The organism is Streptomyces sp. NBC_01707 (assembly GCF_041438805.1).
Taxonomy (GTDB): Bacteria; Actinomycetota; Actinomycetes; order Streptomycetales; family Streptomycetaceae; genus Streptomyces.
Genome location: NZ_CP109190.1, coordinates 7145859 through 7160098, shown reverse-complemented (window position 1 = coordinate 7160098; position 14240 = coordinate 7145859). Strand labels below are relative to the sequence as shown.

The 14240-nt window shown below is 71.5% G+C and carries 15 protein-coding genes and 1 riboswitch; of the genes, 8 read left to right on the top strand and 7 right to left on the bottom strand.

Annotation, left to right across the window (positions count from 1 at the left end):
- Window positions 1–220 precede the first annotated feature (220 nt).
- Together OG963_RS32085 and OG963_RS32080 are read left to right on the top strand one after the other, a co-directional pair.
- Window positions 221–838: a DUF4126 domain-containing protein gene (locus tag OG963_RS32085; RefSeq protein WP_093771601.1), complete on the top strand. Its 618-nt coding sequence runs from the start codon at window positions 221–223 to the stop codon at window positions 836–838.
- Window positions 839–869: 31 nt separating this feature from the next.
- The gene (locus OG963_RS32080) at window positions 870–2390 is read left to right on the top strand and encodes an NAD(P)/FAD-dependent oxidoreductase (RefSeq protein ID WP_093771599.1); all 1521 of its coding nucleotides are present in this window, start codon (window positions 870–872) and stop codon (window positions 2388–2390) included.
- Window positions 2391–2504: 114 nt separating this feature from the next.
- On the opposite strand, the gene OG963_RS32075 is transcribed toward OG963_RS32080, so the two are convergent.
- The 6 genes from OG963_RS32075 to OG963_RS32050 all read right to left on the bottom strand — a co-directional run bounded on the left by OG963_RS32075 (window position 2505) and on the right by OG963_RS32050 (window position 7461).
- Window positions 2505–3458, bottom strand: coding sequence for a hypothetical protein (locus tag OG963_RS32075; RefSeq protein WP_371799726.1), 954 nt, complete (start codon window positions 3456–3458; stop codon window positions 2505–2507).
- Between the two features lie 52 nt (window positions 3459–3510).
- On the bottom strand, window positions 3511–4428 hold the full coding sequence (gene metF / locus OG963_RS32070; RefSeq protein ID WP_093771595.1) for a methylenetetrahydrofolate reductase [NAD(P)H]: 918 nt from the start codon (window positions 4426–4428) through the stop codon (window positions 3511–3513).
- 134 nt (window positions 4429–4562) lie between these two features.
- Window positions 4563–5216, bottom strand: a complete 654-nt coding sequence (gene thiE / locus OG963_RS32065) for a thiamine phosphate synthase (protein ID WP_030919274.1) — start codon at window positions 5214–5216, stop codon at window positions 4563–4565.
- A gap of 145 nt (window positions 5217–5361) precedes the next feature.
- Window positions 5362–5727, bottom strand: a complete 366-nt coding sequence (locus OG963_RS32060; protein WP_030919271.1) for an Rv2175c family DNA-binding protein — start codon at window positions 5725–5727, stop codon at window positions 5362–5364.
- Window positions 5728–5831: 104 nt separating this feature from the next.
- Window positions 5832–7022, bottom strand: coding sequence for an NAD(P)/FAD-dependent oxidoreductase (locus tag OG963_RS32055; protein WP_371800336.1), 1191 nt, complete (start codon window positions 7020–7022; stop codon window positions 5832–5834).
- 97 nt (window positions 7023–7119) lie between these two features.
- A complete protein-coding gene (locus OG963_RS32050; protein ID WP_030919265.1) occupies window positions 7120–7461 on the bottom strand; it encodes a hypothetical protein in 342 nt (113 codons plus the stop codon).
- A 51-nt stretch (window positions 7462–7512) separates the two neighbouring features.
- A riboswitch (TPP riboswitch) is annotated at window positions 7513–7624 on the top strand.
- Between OG963_RS32050 and thiO the strand changes: the two genes are divergently transcribed.
- From thiO to OG963_RS32020, 6 genes are all read left to right on the top strand, one after another.
- Window positions 7622–8857, top strand: coding sequence for a glycine oxidase ThiO (gene thiO / locus OG963_RS32045; protein ID WP_093771591.1), 1236 nt, complete (start codon window positions 7622–7624; stop codon window positions 8855–8857). It overlaps the preceding riboswitch by 3 nt.
- Window positions 8854–9072, top strand: coding sequence for a sulfur carrier protein ThiS (gene thiS / locus OG963_RS32040; RefSeq protein ID WP_093771589.1), 219 nt, complete (start codon window positions 8854–8856; stop codon window positions 9070–9072). Before thiO ends, thiS begins: the two co-directional genes overlap by 4 nt.
- Before the next feature lie 2 nt (window positions 9073–9074).
- Window positions 9075–9869, top strand: a complete 795-nt coding sequence (locus tag OG963_RS32035) for a thiazole synthase (RefSeq protein ID WP_093771587.1) — start codon at window positions 9075–9077, stop codon at window positions 9867–9869.
- Window positions 9870–10023: 154 nt separating this feature from the next.
- A complete protein-coding gene (gene pknB / locus OG963_RS32030; protein ID WP_371799725.1) occupies window positions 10024–11967 on the top strand; it encodes a Stk1 family PASTA domain-containing Ser/Thr kinase in 1944 nt (647 codons plus the stop codon).
- Between the two features lie 6 nt (window positions 11968–11973).
- Window positions 11974–12831, top strand: coding sequence for a deoxyribonuclease IV (locus OG963_RS32025; RefSeq protein WP_093771583.1), 858 nt, complete (start codon window positions 11974–11976; stop codon window positions 12829–12831).
- A gap of 45 nt (window positions 12832–12876) precedes the next feature.
- Window positions 12877–13488, top strand: coding sequence for a DUF4396 domain-containing protein (locus OG963_RS32020; RefSeq protein ID WP_256223496.1), 612 nt, complete (start codon window positions 12877–12879; stop codon window positions 13486–13488).
- Between the two features lie 31 nt (window positions 13489–13519).
- On the opposite strand, the gene OG963_RS32015 is transcribed toward OG963_RS32020, so the two are convergent.
- Window positions 13520–14152 carry a sulfite oxidase-like oxidoreductase gene (locus OG963_RS32015; protein WP_093771581.1) on the bottom strand — a complete coding sequence of 211 codons (633 nt, stop codon included), beginning with the start codon at window positions 14150–14152 and terminating at the stop codon, window positions 13520–13522.
- Window positions 14153–14240 lie beyond the last annotated feature (88 nt).

The following is a 14240-nucleotide window of genomic DNA, read 5'->3' as shown; positions in this document are numbered from 1 at the left end:
CCTCCGTGGTGCACCCCCGTACCGGAGGGAGTGCCGTGCCTGTTCCGCCACCCCGTGTCGGCGGTACCGGCGCTGCGCCCTTCCGTGGTCCCCACTCTGCCGCCTGCGCAGGTGGCAGCCCATCCGCGTACCTACTCATCTCGTTCACTAGGTACGGATACTCAGAGCTGCGCACCCGACTCCATCCGCAGCGCCGCACCGCCTGGTTACGATCACGTCCGTGTCCGTACTCCCCCTGGTGTTCACAAGTGGCTGGGCGAGCGGGATCAACGCCTACGCGGTGGTCCTGCTGCTGGGCGTCTTCGGCGCGACCGGCGTCAGCGACGAGGTGCCCGCCTCGCTGCAGCGCACCGATGTGCTCGTGGTGGCCGGTGTGCTGTTCCTGTGTGAGGCGGTGGCGGACAAGATCCCTTACGTGGACTCGCTCTGGGACTCGGTGCACACCGTCATCAGACCGGTCGCCGGAGCCGTCGTGGCGGCGCTGCTGGCCGGTGAGAGCGGTTCGCTGCCGGAGCTCGCCGCCGGGGCCGTCGGCGGTTCCACCGCGCTGATGAGCCATCTGGTGAAGGCGGGCACCAGGATGGCGGTGAACACCTCACCCGAGCCGTTCAGCAACATCGCGGTGAGCACCGCCGAGGACCTGGGCGTCGCCGGAATCATCACGTTCGCGATATTCCATCCGCTGGCTGCCGCGATCATCGCTGCGACGCTGCTGGTGCTCGGCATCGTGATACTGGCCTTCCTGGCCTCCCGGATTCGCCGGTTCCTGCGCCGCAGGGCCCAGCGGCGCGAGGAGAAACGCCTGGCCGGGACGGGTTCGCACTGGCCTCCCGGCTGACTCGTCAGCGGTGGCCGTTAAGGTCACTGACATGGCACGTATTGCGGTGATCGGCGCCGGGATGGGCGCAATGGCGGCGGCTGCCCGGCTGGCCGTGGCAGGACACCGGGTGACGGTGTACGAGCGGTCCGGGACGTACGGCGGCTCGGTCGGCCGGTATGCGCGGGACGGCTTCGCGTTCGACACGGGTCCCTCGCTGCTGCATCTGCCCGCCGTCTACCGCGATCTGTTCGTCAAGACCGGCAAGGAGCCGCTGGAGCGGTGCGTCACGATGACGCAGGTCGATCCGGCGAGCCGCCATCTCTTCGCCGACGGCACGGCGGTCTCCCTGCCGAACGCCTCGCGGGCCGGGGTGGTAGCCGCCCTGGACGGCGCGCTGGGGGCCGGTGCGGGCAGCAGCTGGGGCGAGTTCCTCGACCGGGCCCGGGATGCGTGGGACCGGTCCCGTCGGCCGCTGCTGGAGGAGCCGTTGCGCGCCGACTGGCAGGTGCTGGGCCGCGATCCGTATCCGGCGCTCCGGCAGCGCCGGATGCTGCGGGCCGCCCGGCAGGCGGACACGGTCGCGGAGGTCGGTGCCTGGGAACTGACGGACCCCCGGCTGACCGCGCTGCTCGAGGGATACGCGCTGTCGTACGGCCTCGACCCGGTGCGCGCACCGGCGAGCGCGGCCCTGCTCCCGTACATGGAGGAGACATTCGGCAGCTGGTACGTGGCCGGCGGGATCCGGGCGCTGGCGCAGGCGGTGTACGAGCGGTGCCTGGCGCGGAAGGTGGAGTTCGTGTTCGGTGCCGAGGTGGCCCGGGTGGTGGAGAAGGACGGCCGGGCGTCCGGGGTCGAGCTGGCGGACGGGACGGTCGCCGGGGCCGACCACGTGGTGCTCGGGGCCTGGCCGCGCCCGGGACTGGTGCCGGGGCAGGGGCTCTGGCAGGACGGCGATGTGACGGCTCAGCCGCGGCCGGCGGACGGGGCGACGGTGCCGGGCCGGTTCCAGGTCCTCCTGTCGCTGAGCGGAGCCCGGCCCACGGGGACGGTGCACCGGACCGTGGTGCACGGCGCGGACGGCGCGGCGGAACGGGAGGCGGTGTTCGGTGGCCGGCTCGCCGAGCGTCCCACGGTGACGGTGATCCGCCCGGACGATCCGTCGACGCGCCCCGACGACGCGCACGAGGCCGTGACGGTGACGGCGACGGTCGCCCCGCAGGGCGCGGTGGACTGGACGGACGCGGCGCTGCGCGAGCGGTACGCGGACACCTTGATCGAAGCGGCCGGCGCCGCCGTCCCCGGCATACGCGAGCGGCTGCTCCACGCCGAAGTGCGGACGCCCGCCCGCACGGCGGCCGACACCGGCGCCGAGGGCGGCTCGGTGCCCGCACCGGCGCTGGCCGGGGCCAGGGGCGCGTATCTGCATCCGGGGAACCGCACGCGGCTGCCGGGTCTCTACCTCGCGGGCGGCTGGTCCCACCCGGGCGGCGGGCTCGCGCACGCCGGTATGTCGGGGACGCTCGTCGCCGGACTCATCGTGGAGGGGGACGGCTTCCGCGGCTCCCAGTGAGGCGGCCGGTATCGAGAAGGCAGGATTACGGGCCGCGCCGGTGCCGCCTCGCCCCCGGTCTCTCCCCCCTGACCTCGAGGGCCTGGGAGGGCAGGACCGGGTTCCGGGCGTCCGTCAGTAGCGGTACTGCTGTTCGTCGTAGCCGCCGTCGTAGGCGTTCGGGTACGGGGCGGGCTGTGCGGGCTGCTGCTCCGGCGGGTACTGATCGCCCTCGCGCTGCTGCGGCACCCAGACGCCGCCCGGAGGGGTCTCGGAGGTGTACTGCTGGGCGTAGGGGTCTGCCGCGTACTGCTGCTGGTTGCCGTAGCTGTCGTAGCTCGCGTAGGTGCCTTGCGCGCCGTACTGCGAGGGGCCGCCGGTGGTGCCGATGTACGGGTCGGAGTAAGCGGCGTACTGCTGCTGGCCCGTGCCGTAGTCGTACTGCCCGGCGTAGGCGCCCTGCCCGGCGTAACCGTCCTGACCGGCGTACGCGTTCTGGTCGGCGTACCCGCCCTGCCCGCCGTAGCTCTCCTGGCCGGGCACGCCACTGTACGTGGAGTAGTCGGTGTACGGGTCGTACGCGCCGTACTGGGGCTGCCCCTGCGCCTGCTGGGACTCCTGCTGCGGGACGGGATCGGTGTAGATGCCGTACTGCCCGGTGTCGTCCGGCAGCGGTTCCGGCTCGTAGACGGCGGCCGCGGGTGCGGGTGCGGCGTTCTCCGCCTCGTCCCCGCCCGACCGGTCGTACTCCACTTCCAGGTCCGACACCTCGAGCGTGGGCTCCCGGCGGGCGTCCCGGCCACCGCCGCTACGTCGGCGACGGCTCTCACCCGGGCTGCCCCCTATGGCCCAGCCGGTCGAGAAGCCGCGCCGGAAGGAGAGCGTGACGTACGTCTGGCCGATGGCGAACGCGATCGCGCCGACGGCGATGACCGGCACGGACGGCATCAGCACGCCGACGACCACGCCGGCGAAGCCGGTGAAGGCGAGCAGCCGCCAGCGCAGCCGCGCCTTGTACTGCAGGAGCACCTCGCCGAGCAGCCACAGCGCCACGATGCCGAACGCGATGTAGAGGACCGTCCAGCCCATGCCCGCCCCCATTTCTACGGCCGCCCCCCGGGATCATGGCGGGTACGGCCGGTCACGACTGCTTGTGCAGTCCGAGATTCTCGTAGATTTCGAGCGTTGCCGTCGAGTTGTTGAGCGTAATGAAGTGCAGCCCGGGCACACCCTCGGAACGCAGCCTCGCGCAGAACTCCGTCGCGAACTCGATGCCAATGGAGCGTACAGCGGCTGCGTCGTCCTTGACGGCGAGGATGCGGTCTTTCAGCGACGAGGGCAGCGTCGCGTTGCTGAGCTGCGGGAACCGCTCCAACTGCTTGACACTGGTGAGCGGCATGACCTCGGGGATGACGGGCGTGTCGCAACCTGCAGCAACCACACGGTCACGCATCCGCAAATAGTCGTCCGGATTGAAGAACATCTGCGTGATCGCATAGTCGGCACCCGCGCGGCACTTGTCCACGAAATGCCGGATGTCGGTGTCCCAGTCGGTCGAGCGCGGATGCATCTCGGGAAATGCCGCCACCCCGACGCAGAAATCGCCGGATTCCTTGATGAGTCGGACGAGGTCGGCCGCGTACCGCACACCCTCCGGATGCTCGACCCACTCGCCCATCGGGTCACCCGGCGGGTCTCCGCGCACGGCGAGGATGTTCCTGATCCCGGCGTCGGCGTACTGCCCGATCATGTTGCGCAGCTCGGCGACGGAGTGGTTGACGGCCGTGAGGTGCGCGACCGGGGTGAGCGTGGAATCGGCAGCGATCTGCTGGGTGGCCCTGACCGTCCCGGCCCGGGTGGAACCACCGGCCCCGTACGTCACGGAGACGAAGTTCGGGCCCACCGCCTCGACCCGGCGCAACGCATTCCAGAGATTGCGTTCGCCCTTCTCGGTCTTGGGCGCCCAGAACTCGAACGAATACGAAGTCTTACCGGTCGCCAGCAGCTCACGCACGGTGCGTGCGTGATCCGTCCTGGTAGAGGGAGTGCCAAGGGCCATACTGCAGGTTAACCAGGGCGCGACGGTCCCCCAACCGGGCCAGCGGCAATTGCCCGAATTGACTGGTGGTTTGTCCACCCTTCGGACAGTCCTCCGCGTTCTCCGGATGATCTGTGATTTCCGTGACGCGCCTGTCAGCCTTCGGCGCGCGCCCTGATCCGCTTCGCCAGCTCCGCGGTGGCCGCCGCCGGGTCGTCGGCCTCGGTGATCGCCCGTACGACGACGACCCTGCGCGCTCCGGCGTCCAGCACCTCGTCGAGGTTGCCCGCGTCGATCCCGCCGATGGCGAACCAGGGGCGCGGCTGGGCGAGCGAGGCGGCGTACCGCACGAGGTCGAGGCCGGGGGCGTGCCGGCCGGGCTTGGTCGGGGTGGGCCAGCAGGGTCCGGTGCAGAAGTAGTCCACGCCGGGCTCGGCGACGGCGGCGTCGACCTCGGGCTCCGCGTGCGTGGAGCGGCCGATCACCACGTCCTCGCCGATGATGGCGCGGGCGGCGGGGACCGGCAGATCTCCCTGGCCGAGGTGGAGCACGTCGGACCCGATGGCGTGGGCGACGTCGGCCCGGTCGTTCACGGCGAGGAGCTTGCCGTGGCGCCGGCAGGCGTCCGCGAGGACCGCCAGGTGTTCGAGCTCCTCGGCCGCCTCCATGCCCTTGTCGCGCAGTTGGACGATGTCCACTCCGGAGGAGAGCACGGCGTCGAGGAAGGCGGGCAGGTCGCCCTGGCGCCTGCGGGCATCCGTGCACAGATAGAGCCGGGCGTCGGACAGCAGCTCGCGAGGCGTGGGCATGGCGAGGTTCCCCCTTGATACAGCTGTACGGAATTCAGCGGTGCGACACGGTCGGGCCGGTAGAGCGGTGCGGCGTGATGCGAGGGTACGGGCCCGGGCCGTTCGGAACGGACCGTGCCCGTACCCCCGCGTGCGGTCGTCCCGGTCAGACGGCGAGCGCCTGGGCGCGGCGCTTCACCTCCGTGCCGCGATTCTCGCTCAGCGCCTGCGCGGGGGTACCCGGCAGGGTCGGGTCGGGGGTGAAGAGCCACTCCAGCATCTCTTCGTCGGTGTAGCCGTCGTCCCTCAGGAGGGTCAGGGTGCCGGAGAGGCCCTTGACCACCTTGTTGCCGTCGATGAAGGCAGCAGGCACCTGGAGCGTCCGGTTCTCACCACGTCGTACGGCGATGAGCTGGCCCTCCTTGACCAGCTGCCGCACGCGCGTCACCTCGACATCGAGCATTTCGGCGATGTCGGGAAGGTGGAGCCAGGCGGGGACGAGAGCATCAATCTTTGCGTCAATCTCGGTCACGGGGACAAGCGTGCCATCCCGGACCGACAGTCGGTACCCGGACCCGACCGGACGGGGGGCGACCCAGTGCCCGCAAGGGCTCCGGAGCCCCTCCGGGCGTGCCGCTACGGGGCGTCGGCCCTGGCCGACTTCAGCGGTACGGCGGGGTCGGCCGCCCGCACCGGATCCAGCCGTGCCCCCGCCTCGATGAGTTTGCGCCCCTGGGCCAGGTCGCGCGGCCGGCCGACGGCCAGCACGGCGACCAGTGCGCCGTCCCGCAGCCAGCACACGGACCAGGCGGGATCGGCCGGGTCACCGCGCCAGAGCAGGGTGTCCGCACCCCCGTGATGGCCCGCGTACTGGACGAACCGGTCGAACTGCTCGGACCAGAAGTACGGCACGGGGTCGTATTCCAGGAGCTGCGACGCCCCGTCCGCACCGGCACCGATGATGTTGGCGGCGGCGGTCCGCGGCCCCTGGAGGGCGTTGTCCCAGTGGTGGACGAGGAGCCGCGTGCCGTACCGCGCGGAGGGGAAGGACGCGCAGTCCCCGACCGCGTACACATCGGGCAGCGAGGTGCGCAGCGCGGCGTCGGCGGTCACCGATCCGTCCGGACCGAGGGCGATGCCGGAGCCGGCCAGCCAGCCGGTGGCGGGCCGGGCGCCGATGCCGACGACCACCGCTCCGGCGGCAATCGTGCGGCCGTCCGCGAGGACCACGCTGCCGGGCTCGATCCGGGCCACCGGGGCGCCGGTGAGGAGTTCGGCACCGCTCTGCGCGTACCAGCGGGCCATCGGGGCGGCGACCTCGGCGGGCAGGACGCCCGCGAGCGGCCGGTCGGCGGCCTCGACGACGGTGACCTCGCAGCCCGCGGCGCGGGCTGCGGTGGCGAATTCGGCGCCGATCCAGCCTGCGCCGACGACCACGACGGTGTGCTGCTCGTCGAGGACCGGTCGCAACCGTGCGGCGTCGTCGAGGGTGCGCAGCAGATGGACGCCGGGCACCCCCTCGGAGCCGGGCAGCACCACCGGTTCGGCGCCGGAGGCGATGACCAGGACGTCGTACGGGACGGGGCCTGCCAGGGTGTCCAGTTCGTGCGCGTCGGCCCGTACGCCGGTCACGTCACGGCCCAACTGCAGCTCGATGTCCAGCTCTTCGAAGTCGATGTCGAAGGCGGAGCCTTCGGCGGTGCCGAGCAGCACCGCCTTGGACAGCGGGGGCCGGTCGTACGGCTGGTGGGGTTCGGCACCGATCAGGGCGACCGGGCCGGTGAAGCCCTGTTCCCGCAGGGCCACCGCGGTCTGCACGCCTGCCATGCCCGCACCGACGATGACGACGCGGCGCTCTGTCCGCCGGCCCGACTGCTCTGTCTGCTGCTCGCTCACCTGTCCACCTTAAGCATCTGACCAACCGTCAGGTTGTGAGTTCCTCGACCACGCTCGTCCCGCTGCCCTCCTGCGACTCCCATTCCCAGCGCTCCTCCAGTCGCACCCGGCCGTCCGTGAGGTCGACGACGGTGGAGGCGCAATGTCCGGAGGAGGTCGTTCCGTCCTGCTTCAACTGGATGTAGCGGAAGTCGAGTCGATCGCCGGTTCGGGTACCGACGAGATGGCCCCGGACCACGTCCCCGCCCGCGTAATCGGCCCAGATCACACCCTGCCGCTCGTGGTACGTGAAGCGGGTCCGGGTGCCGACCTGACCCGGCGCCTGGTCGGCGACCGGCGAGAGGACAAGTCCGTCGAGCGAACGGGCCACGGTGGCTGCTCCCTTACTGGGGCCGGGTGACGGGGTTTAGGGTGGCCAACGTAAGACACTCGCGGGAGCCCGGACGCACCGGGCTGAGAGGGAGGCTGGCGGCCTCCGACCGTACGAACCTGATCCGGGTCATGCCGGCGAAGGGAGGGGCTGGACGCCCATGCGATCCTCCGGGAGCACATCAGCAGACGGATCCGACGTATCCGGATCCGACGTCCTCGTCATCGGGGGCGGGATCATCGGTCTGGTGACCGCGTGGCGGGCGGCGCAGCGCGGACTGCGCACCGCGGTCGTCGACCCCGAGCCGGGCGGCGGTGCCGCCCGGGTCGCGGCCGGAATGCTCGCCGCCGTCACCGAACTCCACTACGGCGAGCAGATGCTGCTCGGTCTCAATGTCGCCTCCGCCGCGCGGTACCCGGCCTTCGCGGCCGAGCTGGAGGCGGCGAGCGGCCAGGACATCGCCTTCCGGGCCTGCGGCACCCTCGCGGTCGCCCTGGACTCCGACGACCGCGCCCATCTACGGGAACTGCACGCGCTCCAGCACCGTTCGGGGCTCCAGTCGGAGTGGCTCACCGGCCGCGAGTGCCGCCGCCTGGAGCCGATGCTGGCGCCGGGTGTGCGCGGCGGTCTGCGGGTCGACGGCGACCACCAGGTCGACCCCCGCCGGCTGGCCGCCGCCCTGCTGACGGCCTGTGAACGGGCCGGGGTGGTCTTCCACCGCGACCGGGCGGAACGCCTGGTGGTGGTACGGGACCGGGCCGCCGGAGCCGTACTGGCAGCCGGCACGGAACTCGCAGCCGACCAGATCGTGCTCGCCGCGGGCAGCCTCAGCGGGCGGCTCGCGGGGCTGCCGGCCGAGGTCGTGCCGCCCGTCCGGCCGGTGAAGGGGCAGGTGTTGCGACTGACCGTGCCCGCCGCGTACGCGCCGTTCCTCACCCGGACCGTACGGGCCGTGGTCCGCGGCAGCCATGTCTATCTCGTCCCGCGCGAGAACGGCGAGCTGGTCGTCGGCGCCACCAGCGAGGAGATGGGCTGGGACACCACGGTCACGGCGGGCGGGGTGTACGAGCTGCTGCGCGACGCCCATGAGCTGGTGCCCGGCATCACCGAACTGCCGCTCACCGAGACCCGGGCCGGCCTGCGCCCGGCCTCCCCCGACAACGCCCCGCTGCTGGGCCCCACCGCCCTGCCCGGCCTGCACCTCGCCACCGGCCACCACCGCAACGGGGTACTGCTCACCCCCGTCACCGGTGACGCCATGGCCGAGCTGCTGACCACCGGCGAACTGCCCACCGTGGCCCGCCCCTTCGCCCCCGGGCGGTTCGCGCCCGCCGCCGTACCGCCGCCCGCCGCACCCCCCGCGACCCCCTCCGCACGTCAGGAGCAGCCCGCATGACCGACTCCGTCGCGCTCTCCGTGTCCGTGAACGGTGATCCCCGCTCGATCGCCGCCGGCACCACCCTGGAAGCCCTTGTCGCCACCCTCACCGCGGCGTCCTCCGGCGTCGCGGCCGCCGTCAACGAGAGCGTCGTCCCGCGCAGCCGGTGGTCCACCGCGGCGCTCGCCGACGGCGACCGGATCGAGGTCCTCACCGCGGTCCAGGGAGGCTGACCATGTCCGACGATCTCTTCGTCCTCGGCGACACGACGTTCGGCTCCCGGCTGATCATGGGCACGGGCGGGGCGCCCAGCCTCGACGTGCTGGAACGCTCGCTGTCCGCGTCCGGCACCGAGCTGACCACCGTCGCGATGCGCCGCCTCGACCCGACCGTGCAGGGTTCGGTGCTCTCCGTGCTGGAACGGCTGTCGATCCGCGTCCTGCCGAACACGGCGGGCTGCTTCACCGCAGGCGAGGCCGTACTGACCGCGCGGCTGGCCCGCGAGGCGCTGGGCACCGACTGGATCAAGCTGGAGGTGGTGGCCGACGAGCGGACCCTGCTGCCCGACCCGATCGAGCTGCTGGACGCCGCGGAGACGCTGGTGGACGACGGTTTCACCGTCCTCCCGTACACGAATGACGACCCGGTGCTGGCCCGGAGGCTGGAGGACGTGGGATGTGCGGCGATCATGCCGCTCGGCTCCCCGATCGGCTCCGGCCTCGGCATCCGCAACCCGCACAACTTCCAGCTGATCGTCGAGCACGCCCGGGTCCCGGTGATTCTCGACGCCGGCGCCGGGACCGCGTCGGACGCGGCGCTCGCGATGGAGCTGGGGTGCGCGGCGGTGATGCTGGCGTCGGCGGTGACCCGGGCGCAGGAACCCGAGCTGATGGCGGCGGCGATGCGGCACGCGGTGGACGGCGGGCGGCTGGCGTACCGCGCGGGCCGGATCCCCAGGCGCCACTTCGCCGAGGCGTCGTCACCGATGGAGGGGCGGGCTGCGCTGGACCCGGAGCGGCCCGCGTTCTGAGGACCCTTACGCACGCGGGGCAACCGTACGCACGCAGGGCACATGGCACCGCAGGTGTGTGACGCGCATGTCCCTGTCACGGCTCGGCTGCAGTACGGCCCCGGGATCGCCCGGCCCGTCAGCCACCTCCTCGGCGGCTCGTAGACTCGCTCGTGTGGATACGACCCTCCAGGACCCTTCCCCGGCGTTCGGCCAGGGAGACCCCATCGTCGGGCAGGTGCTCGACGGCCGCTACCGCGTCGATGCCCGCATCGCCGTGGGCGGGATGGCCACGGTCTACCGGGCCATGGACACCCGGCTCGACCGGGTGCTCGCCCTCAAGGTGATGCACCCGGCCCTCGCGGCCGACGCCTCGTTCGTCGAGCGTTTCATCCGCGAGGCCAAGTCCGTGGCCCGGCTCGCGCACCCCAATGTGGTCGCCGTCTTCGACCAGGGTGCCCAGGGGGCGTACGTCTACCTGGCCATGGAGTACGTGGCGGGCTGCACGCTGCGCGACGTGCTGCGTGAGCGCGGCGCCCTGCAGCCGAGAGCCGCGCTGGACATCCTGGAGCCGGTCCTCGCGGCGCTCGGCGCCGCACACCGGGCAGGCTTCGTGCACCGCGACATGAAGCCGGAGAACGTCCTCATAGGGGACGACGGCCGGGTGAAGGTCGCGGACTTCGGTCTCGTACGGGCCGTGGGTGCCGACACCAACACCACCGGAACGGTCCTCGGTACCGTCTCCTATCTCGCCCCCGAGCAGATCGAGCACGGTACGGCGGACACCCGCACCGATGTGTACGCCTGCGGGGTCGTGCTGTACGAGATGCTGACGGGCGCCAAGCCACACACCGGCGAGTCCCCCGCCCAGGTCATCTACCGGCACCTCAACGAGGACGTGCCGACGCCGTCGGCCGTCGTGCCGGGGCTCGCGACCGAGCTGGACGAACTGGTCGCGAGCGCCACCGCCCGCAACCCGGAGGCCCGTCCGTTCGACGCCGTGGCCCTGCTCGCCGAGTCCCGCACGGCGCGGGCCGCGCTCACCGACGGCCAGTTGGACGCCGCACCGCCGCAGGCTCTCGCCGAGGCACACGGCGACGCCGAGGACCGGACGAGCGTGATCCCCCGGGTGCTCCCGGCCGACCAGGGCACCGCCCATCACACCAGCCGGCTGGAGATGCCCCCTCCGCTGCCGCCCGAGCCGGCGAGGAGCGGGGCGCGGGGCGGCGGGCCGCGGCGCGGGATGCTCGCCGCGATCGTCGCCGTGCTGCTGGTGCTGGGGGTCGGCGCCGGTGTCTGGTACATCAACTCGGGACAGTTCACCCGGGTCCCCTCGCTGCTCGGCCAGACCGAGGAGGCCGCCCGCCGGCGGCTCTCGGACTCCGGTCTCGAGCTGAAGGGCGTCACGCGGGCCTACAGCGACAACGTCGACCGCGGCAAGGTCATCAGCAGCGACCCGAAGTCGGGCGCCCGTATCCGGGGCAACGGATCGGTGAAGATCGTCGTCTCGCGCGGGCCCGAGATCGTGAAGGTCCCCGACGTCCGGGGCACCGGGTCGGCCGAGGCCAGGCGCGCGCTGAAGAAGGCGGGCCTGGTACCCGGCATGGTCACCGAGGAGTTCAGCGAGGACATCGGACGGGGCCAGGTGATCCGTACGGATCCCGGAGCGGGCGCGGAGCGCCACCCCGACTCCGCGGTCGCCCTGGTCGTCAGCAAGGGCAGCCCGGTCGATGTCCCCGACCTGACCGGGCTGTCGGTCCAGGAGGCCACCGACGCGCTGGACGAGGAAGGACTGAAGGCGAAGGTGCTGCCGAGCCGGGTCAATTCGCCCGAGGCTGCGGGCGACATCGCGCGCCAGTCACCGGGCGGGAGCACCCAGGCAGCCGAGGGCGACACCATCACACTCACCGTCTCCAAGGGCCCGCGGATGATCGATGTCCCGGATGTCACGGGCAAGGACGTCGACGAGGCCACACGACTGCTGAAGGCCGCGGGCTTCGAGGTCGAGGTCGACCGCCCGTTCCTCTCCTTCAGCGACACGATCGCGTCCCAGTCCGTCGACGGCGGCGACCGCGCCCCCGAGGGCAGCACCATCACCATCAAGACCAAGGGGCTCTAGATCCGTATGCGCAACCCAGTCGGCGGCCATGTCCCGGTGGCCGGCGGCCTCGCCAAGGTCGGCCTGCCCTACGCCCGCGAGATGGGTGCGGAGGCCGTCCAGGTCTTCGTGGCCAACCCGCGCGGCTGGGCGACACCGGCCGGGAACCCGGCGCAGGACGAACAGTTCCGCGCGGAGTGCACCGCCGAGTCGATACCGGCGTACGTCCACGCTCCGTATCTGATCAACTTCGGCTCGCACACCGAGGCCACTGTCGAGAGGTCCGTGGAGTCGCTGCGCCACTCGCTGCGCCGGGCCCGGGAGATAGGTGCCCTGGGCGTCGTGGTGCACACGGGCTCCGCGACCGGCGGCCGGCCGCGCGCGGAGGCCCTGGCCCAGGTGCGTACGCACATGCGGCCGCTCCTCGACGAGCTGACCCACGACGACGACCCCTTTCTGCTGCTGGAGTCGACGGCCGGACAGGGGTTCTCACTCTGCTCACGGACCTGGGACTTCGGCCCGTACTTCGAGGCGCTGGACGCCCACCCGAAGCTCGGCATCTGTCTCGACACGTGCCACATCTACGCGGCGGGCCATGACCTGGCCGGCCCGGCAGGTATGAAGCAGACCCTGGATCTGCTGGTGGAGACGGTCGGTGAGGGCCGGCTGAAACTGATCCACGCCAATGACTCCAAGGACGTGGTGGGAGCCCATAAGGACCGGCACGAGAACATCGGCGCCGGACATATCGGCGAGGGGCCGTTCCAGGAGCTGTTCTCGCATCCGGCGACGGCCGGGGTGCCGCTGGTCATCGAGACACCGGGTGGCAAGGAAGGCCACGCGTCGGATGTGGCGCGGCTCAAGGAGCTTCGCGACCGGGGCTGAATTCGCGAAGGCAGGAATACCCCCAGGGGGTATACGGTTCCCGTGATGGAAGGGAACCGCTACCGGCATCGGGGGATCGCCATGCACCACGGCACGCGCGACGAACAGCACGAGCAGCAGGGCCCGCACGAGCACCGCGAGCACCGGGGCCACAGCAGCCGGCACGCAGACCACGCAGACCGTTCGGCTCACGCCGGCCACACGGCGCACGCTCCCGGCAAGGCCGGCTGGTCCATGGCGGCCCGCGCCACGCTGCACTGCCTCACCGGATGCGCCATCGGCGAGATCCTCGGCATGGTGATCGGTACGGCGCTCGGCTGGGGCAACGCGGAGACGATGGCCCTCGCGATCGTCCTGGCCTTCGCATTCGGCTACACGCTGACCCTGCGTTCCGTCCTCAAGGCCGGTGTCGACTTCCGTACGGCGTTCCGGATCGCCCTCGCCGCGGACACCCTCTCCATCGCGGTGATGGAGCTGATCGACAACGGTGTGATCGCGCTGTGGCCGGGCGCCATGGACGCGCAGCTCGCCGACGCGCTGTTCTGGGGAGCCCTCGCACTGTCGCTGGCCGTCGCCTTCATCGTCACCACACCGGTCAACAAGTGGATGATCGGCCGCGGCAAGGGGCACGCAGTGGTGCACCGGTACCACGGGTGAGGGCGGGCCCGCGGCGACCGGGCCCGACGGGTCAGAGCTCGGGGCCGTCCCCGGGCTCCTCCTGGTAGGAGTAGCGCTGTTCCTTCCAGGGGTCGCCGACGTTGTGATAGCCGCGCTCCTCCCAGAAGCCCCGGCGATCGGCGGTCATGTACTCGATGCCCCGGACCCACTTGGGCCCCTTCCAGGCGTACAGATGCGGTACGACGAGACGCAGCGGGAAGCCGTGCTCGGCGGTGAGCAGTTCACCGCCCTGGTGAGTGGCGAAAAGTGTTCGGTCCGAGGCGAAGTCGGCGAGCCGCAGGTTCGAGCTGAATCCGTACTCGGCCCAGACCATCACATGGGTGGCCTGGGGCGAGGGCGGCGCGAGTTCGAGGATCGTGCGGGCGAGGACCCCGCCCCATTCGGCGCCGAGCATGCTGAATTTGGTGACGCAGTGCAGATCGGCGACGACCGAGGAGAACGGCAGGGCCGAGAACTCCTCATGGTTCCAGCAGTGCTTCTCGCCGTCCGCCGTGGCTCCGAAGACCCGGAACTCCCAGCGGTCGGGCTTGAACTTGGGAACGGGCCCGTAGTGGGTAACCGGCCAGCCGCGCTGCAGTCGCTGTCCCGGCGGAAGCTCAGACTGCTCTGATTCGCGGTATTCCCGGCTTTCCGGCTGACCCATGACTCCATGGTGACAGACAGGCAGGGGTGGTCATGACCAGGGCAGGGGCGATACGGGGCAACCTGTACTAAGCGTGTACTTACTGGAC